Below are 22,526 nucleotides of genomic sequence, written 5' to 3' on the forward strand. Positions count from 1 at the left end.
AAGCATACCATAAAAATGTAATAGAAACTTGTATTTAGAGGCTCATTCTAGACAAAAAAATCGTTATGTTACTAGCATATTAGTAGCATAACGATTTTAAGTACATATAATCAATTCGACCTTGGTACAAATTGGGTTATCGCTTACTATCACAAAGCTAAACCGTGTTTTCCAAGACTTTATTTAGTTGGCGCTTCAAATGCACTACCAGTTGTTGCATCTTCTGGTAATACCAAAATCCCTTTTTCAGAAGGTGCATTTGGTATTGCTAATTCGCGTGCTGAACATAGCATACCGTATGATTCAACTCCTCGTAAATTACCTTCTTTTATAAGCATTCCAGAAGGCATTACTGCACCGATTTTCGCTACGACAACCTTTTGGCCCGCCTCCACATTTGGTGCGCCACATACGATTTGTAATGTTTCGTCACCTACGTTTACAGCACAGATGCTTAGTTTATCAGCATTCGGATGCTTGTCCTTTGTTTCTACATAGCCCACAACAAATTTTGGAGAAAAATCTACATCTAAGCTGATTTCAGCTCCGTTTTTTGTAATAGCTGTCTCTAGCTGTGCAACTAATTCTGGAGTAACTTCAACTAAACCTTGTGCTACAGTTTGTATATAGTTACTAGCATTAAATAAATTAAATGCTTTAATTTCTCCTGTTTGTACTTCCTTTAAAATAGCGATATCACCCGCACGCTCTACCTCTGTTTTAACGATTGATTCTGTCGCTAATTGTACTAGCAATACATCGCCTACATGCTCTTTGTTGTAAAATATATTCATTGTTTTTCTTGCTCCTTTTTAACCCTATTTTTTGCTAATATAAAGATTGGTTCTAGTTCCCCATCTTCATAAATAAAAGATAATGACGTAATCGGTACGGTACCGACAGCAAAGAAATGCATTGTCATCTGTGCTAATACATCATACCCTGTTTCATTACGAATATCACCTACTATTAATACATCCTGATGTGGCACAGATAACGTCATGTCACCCTCAATTTTAGTCTGCATTTCTTTCAAAAAGCTTTCATTTAAAATGCGACTTGCATCATAGCCATCATTAGCATTAACAAAATAGAAAACATTCCCTGCAACTTCATCTTTCTTATAAACTGTTGGTAGTTGCTTTACAGAGAATCGTGCCATGTCACGAACTTGCTCTACTGTTAATTGTAGTACCTCTAACATGGATTCATCAATAAAACGATAAGTTTTTCCTAAATCAAGCGCATAAAAAATACGTGTTTCAGCTGTATGTTCAGTCGTGATGAATACATGCCCTTCCTTCGAGGCTTGAGGGTAGGATGTTGCACGAATAACTGGATAAATTTTTGTAGTCGCTTGGAAACCTTGTTCCATCTCTCGCTCCATCGCATTAAAGGTTTGCTCGATTGTATAAACGACTTCATCGATTGCAGCCCCCTGCTTGTCATTATATTTGGCTAAAATGCCTGGCAGGGAAAGCTCCATCCCTTTACCAATTTTTTTATGGTTTAGACGTAATTTATCGTACTTTTTGTCAAATTCAAAATCAAACTTTTCCTCATTCAATTGTTGTTTTAATAGGGACACAAGTTGTTCTGATTTAATTTGTTTCACCTAGTTCACATCCTTTCTTCCAAATCAATTTAGGTTCAGCACTGTTGCGCAGATAACGTCACTGGATGTGACGTTTATAAACTGAGTTCCTTTATTGTAGCTTAAAATATGCCGAATGAAGAGAAAACGGCTCACATGTTTGTGAACCGCTCTGTTCAAAACTATCCAATTATTTAATCTTAACCGAATGAACGATTTTCGTCATCTCGTGTAGATTATCTTTAATATGTTTCGCGTGAGAAATGGTCGTCATTTTCACACCACCATTACTAACAATAAGCTCAAATTCGTTCTCATTATCAGTTTTTAAAACAGCCGCAAAGCCGAAAATACCATTCTTTTCATAAGTATTTTCTTCGATTATGTTTTTTAAGCTATCAGCTTTTAATAAATTGTAATATAGTTTACTATCTGCATCTTCACGATCATTAATGAAAAGAATATAACTCTCTTTTCCTTTCGTTACTAATATATTATATGCATCTGAACTATCGTCAACTTTAAAGTTTGAAGGTAAGTATAATTCTACATCCCCAATACGATCTGTTTGCTCCTCTGGTTGTTCTGCAAAAACAGTCTTCATATTTTGAAGTCCATCTTGAATTTGTTCATCAACCGATAGATTACAACCAGTAAGCCCCAAAAGTAGAAGTAGTAAGCCAACAACTCTCACCGATGTAAAAGACATATTCTTCTTCCTTTCATTGCTAACCTTTTTCTATTTTAAAAAAGCTTTATCAATTATGCAACTTCACTATTCCATTTTTACTAATTAACTGACACTACTCATGCGCTAATGAAAATAAATATTGACCAATAAGGAGTGAAACTATATGTTCAAACATCATCTGACGACTTACTAATCCTTGCGTAAAAATACCTACAGCTCCCGCACCTTGTCGGATATCCCGACGTTGTGTATATTGCTCCATTACAGGTCCAAGTTCCTTCCCTGCTCTTATTTCCTGGGCAATTTCTTCTGGTAATATAATTTGTGCGCCCGAAGCTGTATAAGTTGTGCCATTTGATACTGTAAGAGCTCCCCAGTTGCAAACATACATCACACCATCAATTTCAGTCACTCCACCCTCTAATCCAAACGATAATTGGGCACCCGTCTCATCGATTGCGTTTTTCGAACGGTTTATTGCGCCTAAGCGTGTTTCTTCATGGGTCATCGGTTGATCCGATACTTGCGATGCAGCCTTAACGCAAGTGAAAATTGGTTTATCAAAATACTTTCTAGCTATAACTTCAACAGCCTCTGTTTTTGCTTTGTTTGTTGTACCAATAGCTATGTTCATTTTCTAATACCTCTTTCTTTGCATAGAAAAAGATGCCCCTAAAGGCATCTATTAACTTATTTCAAACGGATGTCTTTTTTACACATTAGCGCGAATCGTTGCTAATGTCGAACGATCTACATTTTTCACTAGTTCCACAATTAAAGCTTTTGCAGCTGCATAGTCATCAATATGAATAATCGACGCAGACGTATGAATATAGCGTGAGCAAACTCCAATTACTGCACTAGGAACACCGTCATTCGCTGTGTGCACACGTCCTGCATCCGTACCACCTTGTGATACAAAATATTGATAAGGAATATGATTCGTTTCAGCAGTATCTAAGATGAACTCACGCATGCCTTTATGAGTAACCATCGTACGGTCAAGAATACGTAATAATGTCCCTTTTCCAAGCTGACCAAATTGATTTTTTTCACCTGACATATCATTTGCAGGTGAAGCATCTAGGGCAAAAAATAAATCTGGTTTAATCATATTTGCGGACACTTGAGCACCACGCAAACCAACTTCTTCCATCACATTCGCACCTGAATATAAATGTGAAGCTAGCTTTTCACCCTTAACTTCTTTCATTAATTCAATTGCCAGTCCACAGCCATAGCGGTTATCCCAAGCTTTGGCCATAATTTTTTTCGGATTGGCCATCGGTGTAAATGGGCAGACAGGGATAATTGATTGACCTGGACGAACGCCAAGTGCAATAGCATCTTCTTTATTGTCTGCACCAACATCTATAAGCATATTTTTAATATCCATCGGTTTAGAACGTTCAGCATCTGTTAATAAGTGTGGTGGTATTGATGAAATCACACCTGGAATCGCGCCATTTTTAGTAAATACCTCAACGCGTTGCGCTAGCATTACCTGGTTCCACCAACCACCTAATGTTTGAAAGCGGATCATCCCGTTATCGGTAATAGAAGTAACCATGAATGCCACTTCATCCATATGACCAGCAACCAACACTTTTGGTGCATCAGCAACTTCACTATGCTTTACACCGAAAATACCCCCTAAATTATCTTGAACGATCTCATCCGAGTACTTTTCCAACTCAGAACGCATGAATGCACGTACCGCATGTTCATTACCCGGCGCACCTGGTAATTCTGTTAATGTTTTAAATAATTGTAATGTTTCCTCATTCATGTTGACTCTCTCCCCACGAAGTAGAATATTCTTCCTTGTCCATTGTAACATATTTATCTATATCCATCGGAAGACTCCCATTTTCCAATGAATAGCGGAATAAGTGCACATGGAGTTCATCTTCACAGTGTGTCCCAAGTCGCTAAAGTTTTTATCTATGCGAAAGCGAAGCCTCAGCTACAAAAGCCTAATTCGCAAATATGATACATTTCCTAAAAAAGTGCTAACGTGTGAACGTGCATTCACTCTCTATGCTATGTTAAAATGAACCTATAGAAAAAGGAGGAAAAGAGCATGAAATTACGTGATTTTTTAATTGGTGTTGCTACTGGCCTTGCTGCCGCAGTCATTGTTAAAGAAGCAAGTGAAAAGGTTTCTCCGTATGTACCTGCAGGACAAGTACTCGAAAACATAAAAAAGGAATTTAAAAAAGATTCACCGATTGACGGTTCATGGATTTTTATGAAAACAGACAATTTCTCAAACGGCATTATGACTATTCCTGTATACCGTGGAGGTATCTCTCGTTTACATGAGGGTGAAATGCAAACATTTGAATTTGCCGCTGACGCTCGCTCAGGTGTTGTAGTAGAGTTACAAGAAGTATAAACTTACACATTAATACGCGACAAAAATTATAGACTACAAAAGAAGCCATCTCAGCTATTTGAGATGGCTTCTTCCTTGTTATAGAAAAACTTTTATGTCCATCAAATTAAGGTGTGGTTCTTCAACAAAACGAGAGGTTGATTTCCGTTCCGACTGGGCGCTTTGCCGCTGACGCTTCGCTTTCGCGCAGAGCAGAGCTTCCTGGGGGCGTCCGATAGCCGCTTGGGCCAACATGATGTTGGTCACGAAGGCGTTATCACAGGACGTGATGTTTTTAGCCTTCGTTCCTCTATATCGCTAGTCCCCAAGGAGTCGCCCAGTCTCCACTCCAATCAACCACTTAACATAGAGTGTATCTTCTGGCATCTTACTATAGTTTATAGTGATTAAACAAAACTTTAGCAGATTTTTTTGTGCGAAAGCGAAGCGGCAGCAACAATGTATCTGTGCGAAAGCTCAATGATAATGTAGCGATAGTAACAAATACTTATTTAAATAACTACAATAATAATTTATTTATAATTGAGTCACTGTTATAAATCTATTCTGTTCAATTATAGTGAGTAGCCATATCGTTCACTTTTGAAATGAATAAATTTATACGCTACTGCTGATTGGAGCGGAAGGCTACTCGACTCCCGTGGGAAAGCGAGACAGGCGAGACCCTGAGGCCAACACGATGTTGGTCACGAAGGCATTGTCACAGGACGTGACGCACTTAGCCTTCGTTCCTTTAGCGGAGGAAGCGGCTCGACGCTCGCCCACAGGAAGCTTTGCTCTGCGCGAAAGCGAAGCGTCAGCGACAAAGCGAGTAGCCTGGAACGGAAATAACCCACATTTAAAAAAGTACAACTTTTACAAATTTCTCCTTAATCATTTTGTTTTCCGATTCTATGAAAAAACCATCTCAGTTATATGAGATGGCTTCTTTGTTTTACTCAGTCAATCCTTTATTGTTAAAGTACTTTTTATACTTTCGATAATAATTTAAATTATTTAACGTTAGCTTCACCCAACGTTTCGCATTCATATCTTGATTATAGTAAAGGGAGTTTGTATATTTCCCTTCACGAATTAATTTTTTAGCTTCCAGTTTAAGCTTTTCATTAGATGCATATTTAAATAATACACCTTTAGGAATAATCATCCATAAATGCTTATCCTGAACATAAGTTACTTCTTGCTCAATATTTAACATATGGTCATCAGCTACATATTTCATTAAATTATGACCACTTGCTGTAACATAGTAGCTTGAGCGGCCATTACGCAAATTGATTTCAAACAGTTTATACTGTTTGTCCCGCATATCGTATTTCATATCGAAGTTAGCAAAGCCAGTATAACCGATATCCTCTAAGAAAAAGCGTACTTGATCCATTAATTCTTTATCGTATGTTGTAACGATTGCTGCATAACTACCAATTCCTTCAGGTGAATGCTCTTCTAAGATTGGATTTCCTAGACACATTAGCTTCACTTTGCCGTCTTTCCCTACATATGCATTTAATACACGCATATAAGAATCGTCACCTGGGATGAATTCTTGAATAATCATTGTATCCTGATAAGTTGAGCTATAGATTGCTTTTAAGATAGCTGTTTTTTCCGCTTCATCATGTGCAACAAACACTTTTTTCTTACCTGGGAATGAACATGCCCAGTATTCCACCGAGTTCGATGCCTTTAAAATAATTGGATATTCAAAAGGTGGTGTAAAGTTTTCGTAATTGTCAGCTGTCACAGTCGTCGTACCTGGATACTTAAAATCGTACTTATCACACATTTTATAGAAATTTTCTTTTAATAAAATTTCATCCATTAATGATTCGTCAATATATGGTACTGTAAAATGTTCCTGTAATGCTGGCTTATTTTTGATAATAAGCTTTGCATAATCATCTCCACACGCTAACAACAATAGTTTTTTATCAGAATACTTTTTTGCGACCTTTGCAAGTGCAGGTGCAAATACATCCTGTTCATTTAAGCGATCAATTTCTTGGAAATTTATGATATGGCTGTCTTGTGTTGCCGTTAAATGTGAACGTCCTAATACAAGTGGTTTAATTCCATATGCCTCATAAAATGCACGTGCCATACCATATGCATTCATATCTGATCCTAGTAATACTGGTAAAAATGGTTGCTCCGTTGCCATGTATTTTCAACTCTCTTTTGTGTTTTAGTATAGTTTTTAGTGTATCATATTTTCCAAAATGTTCACGAAAAAAGTGTCAAAAAAATGGAGTATAGACAATTAGGCTCATCACCATAACGTGAAGTTGATTTCCGTTCCGGCAGTTTAACTTCAATAATTTATTTGAATGGAATACGTTTGCATATAAAACAAATGCTGAAGTTCCGTTTTAATCACTATAAATTAGAGTGGCATACCAGAGAGACATACTATGTGAAGCGTTTGATTGGAGTGGAGACTGGGCGACTCCTCGGGGATTAGCGATATAGAGGAACGAAGGCTAAAAACATCACGTCCTGTGATAACGCCCTCGTGTGACCAACATCCTATTGGCCCGAGACCCTGCAGCGCAGCGGATGTTTTCTGTGCGAAAGCGTAGTGCTAACGTAGCGGCAGCAACAAAGCGCCCAGTCGGAACGGAAATCAAACCTAGTTTTGCAAATGAGCAATACTTTATTTAATTCCTTAATTTTATTGATACTTTCAACATAACAAAAAAACGTGCGAACGCAAAAGGTTCACACGTTTTTTTATTTAGAATGTAATAACAGCTTGTCTGCCGCGTTCTAATTTATCTACAACTTCTTTTCCTGTTTCATCCCATTTTATCATGCGGTAATACGCGTCATGGTAGAAGATAAAGCCGTAGCCATTCGCCAGCGCCTCTTTCATTATACGTTCCTTCGCAAAGACACTCGTCATTGGATAATCATCATACGCTAAAACCCATAACGGATTTTGATGTGCATGTGTTGGCATAATATCTGCCATATGCAATAATACTTCGCCATTTTGAGTCAATTTTATAATGGCATGTCCATCACTATGACCACCAGTATGAATCATTTCAATACCCGGAGCTACCTCTAACGTACCTTCATACGTTTCGATTAAGTGCTGAACTGGCTCCCAGTTTTCTTTCCAATACGTATTTTTCGAGCGGATATTTGGCTCACGCATTTCATCCCACTCAATTTTCGTTACAAAGATTTTTGCATTCGGGAATGTTGGCACAAGTACATCATCTTCCCATTGCGTTAAACCTCCAGCATGGTCAAAATGTAAATGCGTCATTAATACTACATCAATATCAGCAGTTGTTAATCCTAGCTCCTGTAAACTAGCCGCTAATGTTGACTCCTCAGTTACCCCAAAGTTACGTAGCTGCTTTTCATTTAATTTGTTAAAACCAACGCCTGTATCAATAATATAATTTTTGCCTTCATATTGAATTAATATCGGCTCAGTTGGTAACTCGATTTGATTTTTTTCGTTGACTGGATATTTGCGTGCCCAAAGTGGCTTTGGCACAACTCCAAACATAGCACCGCCATCAAGGCAAGTGACACCCCCGTTTAGCCATGATAATGACATATTGTGAAACTTTAACTGATCCATCCATTCTCCCCCTAGTTAGTTAAGAATTGCGATTCTAGACGATAAATTGGCTGTCCTTTAGCAGAGAATTTCTCCTCATATTCAGTCATAACATTATCCTCAGGCATATTCGCATGTAGGTCGAGAGATACATGCTTAAGTAACATACCATATTCAGACATACTCATTAATGAATACTCAAACAAACCACGGTTGTCCGTTTTAAAATGGATTTCCCCATTATCCACCAAAATCGACTCATATAATTTCAAAAAACCCTCGTGCATTAAACGTCGCTTAGCATGGCGCGTTTTTGGCCAAGGATCTGAGAAATTCAGATACACACGGTCTATATCATTTTTTTCAAAATATTTATTTAAATCTGCGCCATTTACTTTTAATAGTCGTAAATTCGCTGGAGATTTAGCCTCTAAAATTTTTTCCAATGCACAAACAATCACACTATCATAAAGCTCAATGCCAATATAATTTATATCTGGATTTTGTAAGGCCATACCTGTGACAAATTGTCCTTTCCCAGTACCTACTTCAATATGTATTGGGTTGTCATTTCCGAAAACAGCCTGCCAATTTCCTTTAAAGTCTTCAGGATTTGGAACAATCACCTCTGGATGATCCGTAATCATTTCCTCCGCCCAAGGCTTATTTCTTAATCTCAATTTTCTTCCTCATTTCTTTTTCATGAAATTATTAATTTTTTATAGTATAACGTATTACTATTAAATTCGCATGAAATTATTGCGAAATGGTATTTTTCAGACTCATCACTATAGCGTAGGGTTGATTTCCGTTCCGACTGGGTGCTTTCCTGCGGGCGTCCGATGAGCCGCTTCGCTCCAGGGTCTCGGGCCAATAGGATGTTGGTCACGAAGGCGTTATCACAGGACGTGATGTTTTTAGCCTTCGTTCCTCTATATCGCTAATCCCCAAGGAGTCACCCAGTCTCCACTCCAATCAACTTTTATGCATAGCATAGTTTAACAATTGTCATCTCCAACTTTTAGTGAAAGACCATTTTTTTCAATGTTCCTCCGATAGTACCTGCCACGCATCGCGTTGCACTGTACTATGAATCCTCGTTCCCTCTCTTATTTCTCCAATATAGTTACCATCAGTATGACAATCAACGTCATTTCCGTGCACGAAAATGTTAAATTGATGGCCTTGCAAAAAAGTAATCTCTTTAAATTTTGTATGTTTTTCAAAAAACACAGTGACAAATACTAGTAATAATTTAATTCGGGAAATACCGTGAACGATTGTTATTTCGATTTGACCATCATCAGGTTTAGAAGTAGGTGAAATTTTCATTCCCCCTCCGAAATAAGGTTGATTGCACATCGCAACAAACCATGCCTGTTGAAAGTGCCATTCTTGATTGTCCGCTTGTATCTTTACATCAAAGCGTCTAAAACTAAAAAGTCCTCTTACAACAGCCACAGCATAGGATAGCTTACCGAGCCCTATTTTATTGAGGTAAAGCTTCAAACGAGATGTATTAATACGTTTAGTGACAAATGCGTCAAAGCCCACACCCGCATTATTGACAAATATTTCTTGTTGATAATCTCCAAGCTGAACGGCACCAACATCCATTGGGAGGTAAACCATTTCATTTTGTATATAGTTTTCAATTTGAACGGCATCTTGAAATGTAGAAAAGTATCGTGCAAAATCATTTCCAGAACCAGCACGAACTACACCAATAATTATTAATTTATTATGTACAACGCCACTAACAACCTCATGTATTGTGCCGTCACCACCAACAATAACAATTAATTTTTTTGTTTGAGCATCTTGCGCCCAATTTTTCGCAAGCTCTTGCCCATGTCCCTCATATTCTGTAAAGGCGACGTCATAGTTAATTGTTAAATGCTGTTGAAGACGGTGCCAAACTTTTTTACCTTTACCGTGCCCCGCTGCTTCATTCACAATAAATAATACTTGCATTACCTAATCCCCGGCTGGTTGAGAAGATTGCTGCCAAATATCTCGATTAAAGGAAGTTGTTTGTACATTGCTTAAAATCGTTTGAGAAGCACGAATTTGCATATGCTTCATAGGAGAGGAAACTTTCCTTAAATGCTCCATCCATTCTCCATAATTTCGACGATCAACAAATTGAATTCCGTAAGGTGAACCTGGATAATCGAAATAGCCATTCTGTGATAAAATAACCTTGCGAATCGGCATATTTATATTGTCCTGCTTAAATAATTGAGTTAATACGGACTCCATACGATTTAAACTTATCATTGGATTAAGTACTTTTGAATCCTTCGTCCCTACTTTTTTTATCCAGAATCGCTCACTGCCTCCTACATAAACTGCTTGATTTTCAGCTTCTAGTACTGTTATACAAATACATTCTGTCGGTGACATTAGCACGACATCAAGCTCTATAGGTGCTTTTCTAATTTGTAAAATAGGATAATAAAAAAGCAAATAGTTATCCGGTAATTTTTGTAACAAATTTCGCAACAGGGGATCACGCATAAAACGAGGATCCACATACGACTTTTCACGTAGTGTTGAACTTGCCCATTTCATTTGGAAATGGAAAAATTGATCGATAAACATTCGTTTTAATTCATGAATAGATTGTGGTGCATAAACAATTTTTGGTTCAAATGTTAAAGTTGTTTCTTCTTCTGGTATGCTATCTTCATCACTCACTAGCTCATTCGTTATTTCGACCTTTTCAATATCCTCAATTTCTTCCCTCTGACGACCGGCAAATATTTTTTTGAATAAAGAGAACCTTTCTTTTTCCTCAAAAGAATCATTTTCTGAACCGCCGTCGTTATGTTGCCACTCGCTAATTTCTTCTCCTAACTCCCACTGTCGCTTAACACGCTCCCATTGACTTTGCTTTAAGCGTACAAATTGTGTTGGATATCTTGCTAAATCAATTTGATAGCGTGAAATATAATCTTGTAATTTCACCAATTGTGCCATGTGTTTTGGTCACTCCAATCTTACTCGCCCTATATCTAATTTGCTAATTTCTCCACTCTTGCTTAGAAAGCAAATCAATCGCAATATCAATTTGCCTTGGCGTAATTGTGCTGTCGCAATCATTGCTAAATGAAGAGAAATAGACAATTGCATACATTACATCGACATTTGCTCATTGAAATTAAATCCCGATGGCAATCATTCTACAACTGTAGTCATCGTTTTTATTTTACATGACGTTCCAGGAGAAAACATCCATAATTTGTTCTATAGAAAAAGAGAGCTACCTAAAGTTTCGGGTAGCTCTCTTACAAGACTCATTTATTTCCCATTAAATAGAAAGTGGTAATTTCGCCTCGAATGCTTGTTGTAATTTACGAGTCCATTCACCTGGAACTCCAGCGCCAATTTTGTTACCATCAACATCGATAACAGGTGTTACTTCAGAAGATACAGATGACACAATGATCTCACTCATTGTTAATAAATCAGCCTTAGTCATTGGTTCTTCAATAACAGGTAAATTAATTTCCTCAGCACATTTTAAAATAACTTGGCGTGTAATACCGTTTAAAATGAAGTTATTTGCAGGGTGTGTATATAGCTTACCATCTTTAATGCCGTAAACATTTGCTGATGAACATTCTGTTACGATGTCACCGCGATGTAAAATAGCTTCATAGCAACCTTTTTCAGATGCTTCCTGCTTTGCCATTACAGCACCTAATAAGTTTAATGATTTGATATCACAACGTAACCAGCGAATATCCTCTACAAAGGTAGCTTTAACACCTTTTTCAAAGTTTTCATATGAACGCTCGCCTGTTTTAACATTCCCTGTTAATATAGCTGGAACACTTGCATCTGGGAAAATATGATTGCGAGAAGTTGTACCACGTGTGATTTGGAAGTAAACGTGGCCTGTTTCCAAATTATTTTTTTCAATAAGTTCATGTAATAATTTGTGTAATACGTCTTTAGTATAAGGGATGACAAGACGAATTTTTTCGGCACTCGCATAGAAACGATCAATGTGTTCTTGTGCTGTGAACATATTTCCGTTATATACTTTTATTACTTCATAAATGCCGTCACCAAATTGGTAACCTCTGTCTTCTGGAGAGACTGTAATAGATCCTTCTTCTACGATTTGATCATTCCATAATGAATATGCCATGTTTCGTTCATCCTTTTCATATCTAATTTATTTATTTCCTGCAAGTTCAACAATTGCTTCAGCATAAATAGCTGTTGCTTTTATAAGATTTTCAATGACAACAAACTCATCCGCACGATGCGCTACATCAGGTTCACCTGGGAATAGCATGCCAAATGCTACACCTTTTTTCATAACACGCGCATACGTACCACCACCAGTAGACAATAAAGGCGTTTCATAATCTCCTGTTTGACGTCTATAGATATCTGCTAAAGTTTGGATAAATTCATCATCCTCGCTTACATAATGAGGTTTAGAGTCATCTTGAATGTCCAATGAAAATCCTTTTGCCACAGCTAAAGGTTGTGCTTCCGTGATTTTTTCATCAAACGGATATGTGACAGAATAGCGCATACTAATGACCAGGCTACCACCTTTAGTTACATCGTAAGTTACAATACCGGGATTTAATGTAGTTTTACCAGACATTGCATCCTCGAATTGTAAAGCAAGCTTATTGCCATAATGGTCTTGATAAAAAACATCTGCGACAAAGTCGACAAATTGCTTACTTGCCTCTGTCGTCAACTCTTGTTGTAAAAATGCTGTAAGATAAACAGCTGCATTGACACCTTTTTCCGGCTCCATTGCGTGGGCTGCTTTACCTTTGATAGTTATTATATAGTGAGAACCCTCGATTAATAAAGAGCCTTCTAGCTGATTTTTGCTTAAAAATGTATGAAAATTCTGTTCGAATTGTTTGGAAACAAATTGAACTGTTGCTTTTGCAAAATCCGGTACCATATTTGGTCGCTTTCCAGCATTAAATAGTAATAGCTGTTCTTTCGAAGCATCGCCTGTTCTATTTTGGGAGAACACTAGCTCTGCAATGCCTTTTTCAGCATTGATGAGCGGGAAATCCGCATCTGGTGCAAAGCCAATCGTCGGCATTTCCTCATGTTTAAAATAGTGGTCGACACAGCGGAAGCCAGTTTCTTCATCCGTACCGATTATCATACGTACTCTTTTATTAAGCTCAATACCTGCATCCTTGACAAGTTTCATGGCCATCCATGCTGCAATTGTTGGGCCTTTATCATCTATTGCCCCACGAGCAAATAGCTTTCCATCTGCTACAGTGCCGCTAAAGGGTGGGTATGTCCAATCTGTTTCATCACCAACTGGTACCACGTCAACATGACATAAAATACCTAATAAATCGTCACCTTCGCCCATCTGTATGTGACCAGCATAATTATCAATATTTTTAGTTTGTAATCCTTCAGCTTCGCCCTTTGTTAATAACCATTCAAGAGCCTTTAATGGACCATCACCAAAAGGTACTTCAGTAGTGATCGTATTCTCATCGAGAACACTATTAATTTGCACAAGCTCCTGTAAATCTTGTATCAATTCATCTTGTCTTTCCTTTGCAGCTTGTAACCAATCCATATGTGTACCTCCTCTAAAGTAATAACATTATTCTACTCTTTACAACATAATTTACAATCATCTTTCTGGCAAGTTTTCAAAAACTTACTTCAATCACTACCACATATAGCACGTTTTTCACTTATTCCCACAAAATACAGTGAAAATTTTATGTCTGATTTGTAAATTCCTCTTGCATTCACTAGAAAACTGACTTGTTTTTCTATATAATGAACTTATCAGAACTATTTTTCTGAATATAAAATTAGAAAAGGGGATGTCTAAGGCAGCTACTTATTAGCCTAGTGCACTCCGCACATATTGTCGTCCGCTAGTCTTTGCCAAGAGAATTAAGATGAAGGAGTGGTTCATTTATGAAACCAACTACTGATCGAATGCTTAATCGTATTAAAGATGTGTACATGTTTATTTTAGACAAAGGAACCGTGTCTACACAGGATTTAGTCGAAGAGTTTAGTATCACTCCTCGCACCGTTCAAAGAGATTTGAACGTGTTAGCCTTTAACGATTTGGTGATGAGTCCAAGTCGAGGCAAATGGACAACGACGAAGAAAAAAGTGAAATTGACGTCTTAATTTTTACGTGTAACACGTAAAACATTTTGTATTGGAAAAGAATGACCTTTCGTCGTGGTCATTCTTTTTTTGTTTTCTACTTTTTCGGCAAATGTTTTATCTGCGCGAAAGCGTAGCGACAGCGGCAAATGTTTTATCTGTGCGAAAGCGTAGCGACAGCAACAAAGCGCCCAGTCGGAACGGAAATCAACCACACATTATGGTGATGAACCTTATTTATACAAAGCACTATATTCGCTAAGAATTCATTTATTTTACAACATTTGCTTCCTCGGCGTTATATTAAGCTGTTTTTCCTACTATTTACAATTGCTTAACAATCCGTTAAAATCGAAACATTCTACATTTTGAAAGGAGGATTTTTATGAAGCTTTCTAAACTGTTTCATCCTCTAGTTTGGATCATTTTAGGTGGAACTATTTTTACACGCATAGCAAGTTTTATGGCAATGCCCTTTTTAGCCATTTACTTACATAACGAAATTGAAGCATCCCCTTTACAAATAGGTTTGACGATTGGTATTGCACCGTTAATCTCCACTGTAGGAGGATTCTTTGGTGGTTATCTAACTGACCGGTTTGGCAGGAAAAGCATCATTTTACTTACTATTGTTGTTTGGAGCATTGTATTCTTTGGCTTTGCAACAGCGCATACGGTTTGGCTCTTCGTAGCATTGAATGCCTTAAATGGCTTATGTCGCTCCTTCTTTGAACCCTCGACACAAGCATTAATGATTGATTTTACGCCTGTGGAAAAACGGAAAAGATTGTTCTCGCTTCGCTATACAGCGATTAACATAGCAGCTGTCATCGGTCCTGTTATTGGTGTTTATATTTCTCAATTGTCTAGCCCAAGTATTCCGTTTATGCTGACAGGAATTATGTATATTATTTATGCTTTATTTTTATTTTTAGTTTTAAATCACTATGAAATGCAGCAACCAAAAGCTCCAACACCTACAAAAATACTGCAAACCTTCACGATACTTTTGACGAATCGTGTACTACTAAGCTTTATATTCGGGGCAATTTTAATAAATATTGGTTACTCTCAATTTGATTCGACACTGCCACAAATCATTGAGCTTAAAATCGAAGAAGGTGCCAAGCTCTATTCTGTATTAATTTCACTAAATGCAGCGGTTGTATTATTACTTCAATTGCCGATTAGTATACTTTCAGAACGTTTTTCATCCTCGGCTACTCTATTAGTAGGAATTCTGTTCTTTGCATTTGGCCTTTTATTATTCGGCTTCTCGAATAACTATCCACTATATATGATCGCTATGGTTATATTCACGATTGGTGAAATTTTTGCCTTTCCAACTATGAGCATCTTGATTGATGAAATTGCGCCTGATACTCAAAAGGGAGTCTATTTAGGAGCAGCCCAATTTAAAAATTTAGGCGGCTTTATTGGACCAATTATTGGCGGGTGGCTTTTAACACATTACATGGATGCAATGTTTGCGGTTATTGCTGTTCTTGTTTTATGTAGTTGTATATTTTACAGATCAAATCATAAGCCACAACAGGGATAAATTTTATCACCGAGCTCTTTCCTCGACTGATTATTAGTCTTGACCAATCGGGTTATTAAGGAGTTTACATTCAGATGAAAAAATCGCTCCATGTTTATCAGCAAATCTCAAGCATTTGATATACTTCCTTGAACTTACTAATAGGATTGGAGCGAGCTAATGATTGGTTTTACAATTATATTCAAAATTTCAAAGTGGCTTTAACTTTCTTCCCCAACTGTAACTTCTTCATAAATGGTGTATTGGTCTTTACCAGCATTTTTCGATTGATATAATGCCTTATCTGCACGCTCAAATAAGCTTCTTTCTGACTCATCTGGATGACTGCAAATGGCACCGCCCAAACTGACTGAAAGCACAGACCATTTATCAACAGAAATTTTATCCGCAAACTTCAAGTGATGAATTTTCTCCAAAATAGAATGCGCTAATTTTTCCATATATTCATCTTCCGTATCATATAATACAATTGCGAATTCATCTCCACCAAATCTAACAACAAAGCCATTTTTCCCTACTTCTCGTTTTAAAGTTCTAGCTGTTTCAATCAGGATCTTGTCACCTTCAACATGTCCAAATCGATCATTTACTTGTTTAAAATTATCTAAATCTAACAACAATAAACCTGGTTGATTCGTCGTCCTTTTCCTTAATAAATTGCCCATTTTTCTAATATAGGTAGCACGATTATAAACATTTGTTAATGGATCATATGTTGCGAGATGAATCGTTTTGGAAAGAAGTTTATTGATGACTAATAGCATGATGAAAGAAGTTACTAAGGCAATAAACAGTAAGATTCGAAACTGCTTTATATTTTTAGTAAGCGCTCTAATTTCTGTGAAATTACCGTATTTTACATATACAACTCTTTTAGAGGATTCTCCCCGAATCTTTTCCGCTTCTGCTTCATAAGGTAAAAAACGGTACTTTTCGATATAACCATTTTCAAACTCCTTTTGATATTCCGTTGGCTTCATCGTTTCTTTGGCCAGCTTATAATGCTCTTGAAATATTTTCGATTGATCATTTACAGTTTTACGAGATTTAGAATCCTCAAAGAAAACCCCTCCCGCCGTTATCGTTTGTACTTCTAATAAATCAGCATATTTATCAATTAAATAGTCAGCAGTCTTTTCGAAGTTAAACGTTTGGAATACAGGATCTTTAAGCAAGTCTATACCGACCTCGAATAAATATTTCTTGTCTGGTGTTGCTAAATAACCAAATTTTCGATATCCCCCAGTAGTTGTTGAAATATCTATACCATCAACATAGTATTCCCCACTTATTCGACGTTCGTCTAGTAAAGCAGAAAAACGTGTGCAGCATTGAGAAAAATTTAAACCTTTATCTTTTTCAAAAGTTGTATAAATTACAGTATTTGATTGATCGAGTATGTACACATCCATTCCATGCTCGTTTTTTATTTTCTCCAAGTCCCACTTTGCTATATGAGGGTTTTCTTCATAATATGTAATTAGGTTTCGTAATACCGTTTCCATTTTCTCTGAGAGAGTTTTATCAAAATAAAAATGTGCATTATCTACCGTTTGCATATCTGTCAAAATATGATTTTCAATTAATGTTCTATTCATAACTTCTTGTTTTTTGATATCAGATGTAAGTATTTGCCTATTGAAATAAAAAATTACAGCAACTAGTACTAATGCAAAAGCAATTAAAGATATTAATAATTTAATTCTTAGGTTTTTCATTAACGTGTCCTCTACTTATTTTCACCATCATTTTTTTCGAAACTTTTAGTGATTTTTAGTACCATAGACTAAATAGCTTTTAACATAGGATACATTAATTATACAGTTACGGGTATAAGTATGTATATAAAAAATACCCCGATACTAATCGTCGTTAGCATCGAGGAATTCTCTAATCCCTATTTTGTAAGCAGGCTAGTTCTTCAGCCGTTAATTCTCTATATTCACCTAATTTCAAACTGTCATCTAGCTTTAGGTTGCCCATTGATAGACGTTTTAAATAGGTTACACGTTTTCCAACAGCCTCAAACATACGCTTCACCTGATGAAACTTACCTTCTTGGATCGTTAACTCAATTTCAGATTGTTGAGCAGATTTTAATATGATGAGCTCTCCTGGTTTGGTTTCATAACCATCATCTAGCTCAACACCTTGAGCAAATTTCTCACAATCTTCCTCAGTCACAATTCCTTCTATTTGTGCATAATAAACCTTTGGCACATGTTTTTTAGGAGACAATAAATTATGTGCTAAAGAACCATCATTTGTTATTAGCAATAATCCCTCTGTATCTTTATCAAGGCGACCAACAGGGAAAGGCTGGAAATGCTGATGTAAAGGCTCTAACAAATCGATGACGGTTTCATCTCGTAAATCCTCCGTTGCAGAAATAACGCCTGGAGGCTTATTCATCATAAAATATACAAACTCTGTATAGTTCACACGCTCCCCAAATACAGAAACCTCCTGCTTTTCAGGATCAACATGTAATGCTGCATCCTTCACATATGCGCCATCTACTGTCACTGCTTTTTGCTTTAGAAGCAACTTAACTTCCTTGCGTGACCCGTAACCCATATTCGACAGTAATTTATCTAATCGCATTAGTACCTCCTATTTAAATCCCAGTTTGTTCGTTATTCTTGTCAATCGTTCACCGAGAAGCTTTTGTGCTAAGCCTAGGCGTAAAGACAAGAAGCCATATACTGCTACACCTACTCCAGCACAAATAACAGAATAAACTAATGCTGAGAATTTACCACCTACTGGTCCCATTAATAACTCTAAAAGCATATGAACGATGAATACACTTACCGCCATTATCGCTGTCAAAAGAGAAATGAGCATGACACGACGAATAACCATTTCTGATCTGTAGTTCAATGTTTGTCGTAGCACAAGTATATTAATGATAATTGAAACACTATAGCCAATAGCTGTGGCAAGAAGTGCACCATCTGCCTCCATTAAACGAATTAACGGAATATTAATCGCTAGTTTGACTAAAATCCCAGATAATAAGCTGAGGACAATCCACTTTTGGAAATCAATACCCTGTAAAAGTGCTGCAGTCACTTGGAATAATGCAAATAAAATAGCAACAGGTGCATAATGGGCTAAAATCATAGCCCCCATCTCGCTTTCCGAATAGAGCATAAAATATATTTCATTCGATAACAACGAAATTCCAACTACTGCTGGTAATGTAATGAAAATTAATATTTGATATGTCTTATCCATTGCATTTCGTAACGATAAATATTCACCTTGCGTAAAAAATTTTGTAATCGTCGGTACTAGCGCCATTGAAAAACCTGTAGCTAGCATTACTGGAATAATGACAACCTTATGTGTTGTAAAGTTAATCATTGATAAATACTTATCCGTTACTTCCGCTAAGCCTATAGATGCCATAGCTCCATTAAACGTAAGCATATCCACTAATTGGAATAACGGATTAGCAACACCTACAAACACCATCGGAATCGAATACGTAATTACTTCTTTATATATGTTGGACATTGGTAGCTGTGTAGATGTAACACTTTGACTGCGCAATAAATCAAATTCAGGTTGATATTTTTTCCAATAATAATAGAGTACTAGCAACCCGCCAATTGCTCCAATAAAGGCAGCAAATACCGCAAAGGAAACAGCCGTTTCTGGTTTCCCATTAAAAACTACTACAACTAAGAATGAACCACCTAATAACACTACAATACGAACAATTTGCTCTACTAGCTGAGAAACTGCAGTAGGCTCCATTTTGTCATAGCCTTGGAAAAATCCACGCCAAAGACTCATAAATGGCACTACAATTAACGCAAAGCTAACCCAGCGAATAACTGAGGCAATTTGCTCTACCGAAAATGCCTGTTCATCACTTTTAATAACAAGGCCTGCTATTGGTGTAGCTAATATAAAGAGAACAACAAACGCCGCTAACCCAGTACACATCATAATAAGTATGCCGGATTTCATAAGCTTGCGGCCTGATTGATAATCACCTATTGCATTGTATTTAGAAACAAACTTGGATACAGCAATTGGCGCACCCGAGATGGCTACTGCTAGCATAATCGAGTAGGGAATATATGCATATTGATAGAGGGCTACATTCTCCTCACCTACAATCGCATAAAATGGAAAAATATAAATTAATCCGAGCACCTTCGATAAAAACATCCCCATCGTTAATATCGCAGTACCTTTCATTAAATTGGACATTGTAACCATCCATTCATTTTAAAGTCAATATTTTCATTATCTTAACACTTAGAAAAAACTTATAAACCATTTGCCAATCAATTATGCCTAGGCATAATTTCAACGCACTCAAGGTTTAAGCTACTTTTTGAGCAGATCTTTCTGCGAACAAAGCACCTGTTTCACAATAACTTGTAAACGCTGCCATATAAAAAACTTACTCTCACTGTAAAAACTACAGAACTACATTAACAAAATTCAGAAACAACAACCCTAGAAAATATAAAAAAAGTAAAGCAACTGTAATTTTAACATATTTACTAGGTAAACAGACGCATAAATACATTAAAAAGTTCTAGCACTCAAAAAAAAATAGCAGTTATGTCCTCCCAAAGGAAAATAGAAGTTTCAAAATAATCGGTGGAGATTACGAAAACCCCCACCGATTAAAGCTACTTCTCTATTACATATCTACGAAAAATTGTTTATACCATACTAAGAACACATAGGCTGTCCAAATATAACGCCCACGATTTGCTTTTCCTTCATAGTGCTCATCTAGATAGCCTACTAATTGTTTTGTATCAAAGAATTCATTGGCAAAGTCCGTTGTAAACATTTCTTTTACCAGTTTATAATACTTTTCTTCACGTAACCAGTGACGGATTGGCACTGGGAAGCCAAGTTTTGGACGTTTTGCCCATTCTTCAGGTAATTCCTGATGCGCAGCTTGACGAAGAACATATTTCGTATCAATATCATTTACGCGATATTTCGAAGGAATGTTTTTCGCTAATTCCATCACTTCTTTATCTAAAAATGGTACACGTAATTCAATTGAATGGGCCATACTCATTTTATCTGCTTTTAATAAAATATCGCCTGGCATCCAAAGATTTAAATCAAGATACTGCATTTTAGTAACATCATCATCGCCTGGAACTTCATCGTAAATACGTTTTGTAATCGATTTTACAGATGGACCATTTTTATAGTCTGGTTTCAAGACATTTAATGCATCTTCTTCATCCCATACTACCGCTTCTCCGATGAAGCGCTCTTCTACTGTTTGACCACCTTTAACAAGGAAGTGCGTATATTGATTTTTAGGCAACGCCTCTGCTATGCCTCGTAACGCTTTACGGATACCAAAAGGAACTTTTTCATATTTTTGCATTTTGCCAGAGCTTTGATACCATGAATAGCCACCAAAAATTTCATCCGCACCTTCACCTGAAAGTACTACTGTTACATCCTTCGATGCTAACTCAGAAAGGAAGTATAGCGGTACAGAAGATGGGTTCGATTGTGGCTCATCCATATGCCACTGAATTTTCGGTAATGCTTCAAAACACTCATCTGCCGAAATATATTTACGCTCATTTTGAATATCTAATGTATCCGATAATTCTTTTGCTAAATTTGTTTCATTGAACATATCCTCGTAATCAGAGAAACCAACAGAGAAGGATTTATCAGGGCGTAATAATGAAGTAATATAACTTGAATCAATACCACCTGATAAGAAAGAACCGACCTTCACATCACTAATTTGATGCGCATCTACTGATTCTCTTACTGTCGTACGAATTTCTTCTACATATTTTTCAATTGGAGCTTCTTTTGCATGGAATTTTTTATCCCAATACTGCACAATTTGCTTTTGTCCATTTTTAATAAGTATATAGTGTGCTGGTTGTAATTTGAACACACCTTTGAAGAACGTTTCGTCCATTGAAGAATATTGGAACGTCAAATAAGGACGTAGCGCATCTTTATTTAATTCTTTAATAAATGATGGGTGTGGTAAAAATGATTTAATTTCTGATCCAAAAATAAACGTACCATCTGTTGTGTTTTCTGTATAATACAGTGGCTTAATACCAAAGCCATCACGAGCGATGAATTGTAAATCATTCTTTTTATCCCAAATACAGAATGCGAACATTCCGCGAAGCTTTTTGACAAATTCTACACCATATTCAACATAACCATAAATAATAACTTCACTATCAGAGTGTGTTTTAAAGTTATGACCTTTTTCAACCAAATCAGCACGTAGCTCTTGGAAGTTAAAGATTTCTCCATTAAATACTAGAACGATGTTACCATCCGCACTGTACAACGGCTGATTTGCCACGTCTGATAAGTCGATAATACTTAATCGACGGAATCCTAACGTTATTTTATCATCACTGTGAATCCCACCGCTGTCAGGTCCGCGGTGAATAATTGTATTCATCATATTTTCAATCGTTTGATGATGATCAATCACATTTGTTCCATTAATATAGCCTATAAATCCGCACATTCTATTTTTCACCTCATAATTTAGTGCATAACCTTTACCAT

Annotated in this window: 19 protein-coding genes; 3 read left to right on the forward strand and 16 right to left on the reverse strand. The window is 36.8% G+C overall.

Annotated elements, in window-relative coordinates; all coding sequences use genetic code 11:
- Positions 1-179: 179 nt before the first annotated feature.
- The 5 genes from ytpR to ACFTQ7_RS18760 all read right to left on the reverse strand — a co-directional run bounded on the left by ytpR (position 180) and on the right by ACFTQ7_RS18760 (position 4,074).
- Complete coding sequence (ytpR, locus tag ACFTQ7_RS18740) at positions 180-794, reverse strand: YtpR family tRNA-binding protein (RefSeq protein ID WP_386830355.1); 615 nt, start codon at positions 792-794, stop codon at positions 180-182.
- Positions 791-1,615 carry a DUF1444 domain-containing protein gene (locus ACFTQ7_RS18745; protein WP_349659155.1) on the reverse strand — a complete coding sequence of 275 codons (825 nt, stop codon included), beginning with the start codon at positions 1,613-1,615 and terminating at the stop codon, positions 791-793. The genes ytpR and ACFTQ7_RS18745 overlap by 4 nt, the downstream gene beginning before the upstream one ends.
- A gap of 169 nt (positions 1,616-1,784) precedes the next feature.
- A complete protein-coding gene (locus tag ACFTQ7_RS18750; RefSeq protein ID WP_386830356.1) occupies positions 1,785-2,303 on the reverse strand; it encodes a hypothetical protein in 519 nt (172 codons plus the stop codon).
- A gap of 94 nt (positions 2,304-2,397) precedes the next feature.
- Positions 2,398-2,919 (reverse strand): DUF84 family protein, encoded by a 522-nt coding sequence (locus tag ACFTQ7_RS18755; RefSeq protein WP_386830357.1) that lies wholly within the window; start codon positions 2,917-2,919, stop codon positions 2,398-2,400.
- A gap of 78 nt (positions 2,920-2,997) precedes the next feature.
- Positions 2,998-4,074 carry a M42 family metallopeptidase gene (locus ACFTQ7_RS18760; protein WP_349659152.1) on the reverse strand — a complete coding sequence of 359 codons (1,077 nt, stop codon included), beginning with the start codon at positions 4,072-4,074 and terminating at the stop codon, positions 2,998-3,000.
- A gap of 294 nt (positions 4,075-4,368) precedes the next feature.
- Between ACFTQ7_RS18760 and ACFTQ7_RS18765 the strand changes: the two genes are divergently transcribed.
- Complete coding sequence (locus ACFTQ7_RS18765) at positions 4,369-4,683, forward strand: peptidase M4 (protein ID WP_053485038.1); 315 nt, start codon at positions 4,369-4,371, stop codon at positions 4,681-4,683.
- Between the two features lie 934 nt (positions 4,684-5,617).
- Here the strand turns inward: ACFTQ7_RS18765 and ACFTQ7_RS18770 are convergent.
- From ACFTQ7_RS18770 to pepV, 7 genes are all read right to left on the reverse strand, one after another.
- Positions 5,618-6,844, reverse strand: coding sequence for a carboxylate--amine ligase (locus ACFTQ7_RS18770; protein WP_197144639.1), 1,227 nt, complete (start codon positions 6,842-6,844; stop codon positions 5,618-5,620).
- A 573-nt stretch (positions 6,845-7,417) separates the two neighbouring features.
- Positions 7,418-8,281, reverse strand: coding sequence for a YtnP family quorum-quenching lactonase (locus tag ACFTQ7_RS18775; RefSeq protein ID WP_386830358.1), 864 nt, complete (start codon positions 8,279-8,281; stop codon positions 7,418-7,420).
- Between the two features lie 11 nt (positions 8,282-8,292).
- A complete protein-coding gene (trmB, locus tag ACFTQ7_RS18780) occupies positions 8,293-8,940 on the reverse strand; it encodes a tRNA (guanosine(46)-N7)-methyltransferase TrmB (RefSeq protein ID WP_386830359.1) in 648 nt (215 codons plus the stop codon).
- A gap of 361 nt (positions 8,941-9,301) precedes the next feature.
- Positions 9,302-10,234 (reverse strand): diacylglycerol/lipid kinase family protein, encoded by a 933-nt coding sequence (locus tag ACFTQ7_RS18785; protein WP_386830360.1) that lies wholly within the window; start codon positions 10,232-10,234, stop codon positions 9,302-9,304.
- A gap of 3 nt (positions 10,235-10,237) precedes the next feature.
- Entirely contained in the window at positions 10,238-11,242 is a 1,005-nt protein-coding gene (locus ACFTQ7_RS18790) for a nuclease-related domain-containing protein (RefSeq protein ID WP_386830361.1), read from the reverse strand.
- A gap of 331 nt (positions 11,243-11,573) precedes the next feature.
- Entirely contained in the window at positions 11,574-12,419 is an 846-nt protein-coding gene (dat, locus tag ACFTQ7_RS18795; RefSeq protein ID WP_349659146.1) for a D-amino-acid transaminase, read from the reverse strand.
- 27 nt (positions 12,420-12,446) lie between these two features.
- Entirely contained in the window at positions 12,447-13,853 is a 1,407-nt protein-coding gene (gene pepV / locus ACFTQ7_RS18800; RefSeq protein WP_386830362.1) for a dipeptidase PepV, read from the reverse strand.
- Positions 13,854-14,206: 353 nt separating this feature from the next.
- Between pepV and ACFTQ7_RS18805 the strand changes: the two genes are divergently transcribed.
- Together ACFTQ7_RS18805 and ACFTQ7_RS18810 are read left to right on the forward strand one after the other, a co-directional pair.
- On the forward strand, positions 14,207-14,428 hold the full coding sequence (locus ACFTQ7_RS18805) for a DeoR family transcriptional regulator (RefSeq protein ID WP_049667439.1): 222 nt from the start codon (positions 14,207-14,209) through the stop codon (positions 14,426-14,428).
- A 364-nt stretch (positions 14,429-14,792) separates the two neighbouring features.
- Positions 14,793-15,968 carry an MDR family MFS transporter gene (locus tag ACFTQ7_RS18810; RefSeq protein ID WP_386830363.1) on the forward strand — a complete coding sequence of 392 codons (1,176 nt, stop codon included), beginning with the start codon at positions 14,793-14,795 and terminating at the stop codon, positions 15,966-15,968.
- A gap of 200 nt (positions 15,969-16,168) precedes the next feature.
- Here the strand turns inward: ACFTQ7_RS18810 and ACFTQ7_RS18815 are convergent, their stop codons facing one another.
- The 4 genes from ACFTQ7_RS18815 to asnB form a co-directional block, all read right to left on the reverse strand.
- Positions 16,169-17,686 (reverse strand): diguanylate cyclase, encoded by a 1,518-nt coding sequence (locus ACFTQ7_RS18815; RefSeq protein WP_386830364.1) that lies wholly within the window; start codon positions 17,684-17,686, stop codon positions 16,169-16,171.
- 172 nt (positions 17,687-17,858) lie between these two features.
- Complete coding sequence (locus ACFTQ7_RS18820) at positions 17,859-18,572, reverse strand: pseudouridine synthase (RefSeq protein WP_349659142.1); 714 nt, start codon at positions 18,570-18,572, stop codon at positions 17,859-17,861.
- A gap of 9 nt (positions 18,573-18,581) precedes the next feature.
- A complete protein-coding gene (locus tag ACFTQ7_RS18825) occupies positions 18,582-20,195 on the reverse strand; it encodes a putative polysaccharide biosynthesis protein (protein WP_386830365.1) in 1,614 nt (537 codons plus the stop codon).
- A 442-nt stretch (positions 20,196-20,637) separates the two neighbouring features.
- Positions 20,638-22,485: an asparagine synthase (glutamine-hydrolyzing) gene (gene asnB, locus ACFTQ7_RS18830; RefSeq protein ID WP_386830366.1), complete on the reverse strand. Its 1,848-nt coding sequence runs from the start codon at positions 22,483-22,485 to the stop codon at positions 20,638-20,640.
- Positions 22,486-22,526 lie beyond the last annotated feature (41 nt).

Origin of the sequence: Lysinibacillus sp. NPDC056959 (assembly GCF_042674095.1) — a bacterium.
In the GTDB taxonomy this organism is placed as follows: domain Bacteria; phylum Bacillota; class Bacilli; order Bacillales_A; family Planococcaceae; genus Lysinibacillus; species Lysinibacillus zambalensis.

What these genes read in the sequence shown, in the direction of transcription:
- ACFTQ7_RS18775 (WP_386830358.1), bottom strand. Translation starts at nt 8,281, where the DNA reads ATGGATCAGTTAAAGTTTCACAATATGTCATTATCATGGCTAAACGGG.
- ACFTQ7_RS18815 (WP_386830364.1), bottom strand. Translation starts at nt 17,686, where the DNA reads ATGAAAAACCTAAGAATTAAATTATTAATATCTTTAATTGCTTTTGCA.
- ytpR (WP_386830355.1), bottom strand. Translation starts at nt 794, where the DNA reads ATGAATATATTTTACAACAAAGAGCATGTAGGCGATGTATTGCTAGTA.
- ACFTQ7_RS18755 (WP_386830357.1), bottom strand. Translation starts at nt 2,919, where the DNA reads ATGAACATAGCTATTGGTACAACAAACAAAGCAAAAACAGAGGCTGTT.
- ACFTQ7_RS18765 (WP_053485038.1), top strand. Translation starts at nt 4,369, where the DNA reads ATGAAATTACGTGATTTTTTAATTGGTGTTGCTACTGGCCTTGCTGCC.
- ACFTQ7_RS18770 (WP_197144639.1), bottom strand. Translation starts at nt 6,844, where the DNA reads ATGGCAACGGAGCAACCATTTTTACCAGTATTACTAGGATCAGATATG.
- ACFTQ7_RS18825 (WP_386830365.1), bottom strand. Translation starts at nt 20,195, where the DNA reads ATGTCCAATTTAATGAAAGGTACTGCGATATTAACGATGGGGATGTTT.
- dat (WP_349659146.1), bottom strand. Translation starts at nt 12,419, where the DNA reads ATGGCATATTCATTATGGAATGATCAAATCGTAGAAGAAGGATCTATT.
- ACFTQ7_RS18785 (WP_386830360.1), bottom strand. Translation starts at nt 10,234, where the DNA reads ATGCAAGTATTATTTATTGTGAATGAAGCAGCGGGGCACGGTAAAGGT.
- ACFTQ7_RS18790 (WP_386830361.1), bottom strand. Translation starts at nt 11,242, where the DNA reads ATGGCACAATTGGTGAAATTACAAGATTATATTTCACGCTATCAAATT.
- ACFTQ7_RS18760 (WP_349659152.1), bottom strand. Translation starts at nt 4,074, where the DNA reads ATGAATGAGGAAACATTACAATTATTTAAAACATTAACAGAATTACCA.
- pepV (WP_386830362.1), bottom strand. Translation starts at nt 13,853, where the DNA reads ATGGATTGGTTACAAGCTGCAAAGGAAAGACAAGATGAATTGATACAA.
- ACFTQ7_RS18820 (WP_349659142.1), bottom strand. Translation starts at nt 18,572, where the DNA reads ATGCGATTAGATAAATTACTGTCGAATATGGGTTACGGGTCACGCAAG.
- ACFTQ7_RS18805 (WP_049667439.1), top strand. Translation starts at nt 14,207, where the DNA reads ATGAAACCAACTACTGATCGAATGCTTAATCGTATTAAAGATGTGTAC.
- asnB (WP_386830366.1), bottom strand. Translation starts at nt 22,485, where the DNA reads ATGTGCGGATTTATAGGCTATATTAATGGAACAAATGTGATTGATCAT.
- ACFTQ7_RS18750 (WP_386830356.1), bottom strand. Translation starts at nt 2,303, where the DNA reads ATGTCTTTTACATCGGTGAGAGTTGTTGGCTTACTACTTCTACTTTTG.
- ACFTQ7_RS18810 (WP_386830363.1), top strand. Translation starts at nt 14,793, where the DNA reads ATGAAGCTTTCTAAACTGTTTCATCCTCTAGTTTGGATCATTTTAGGT.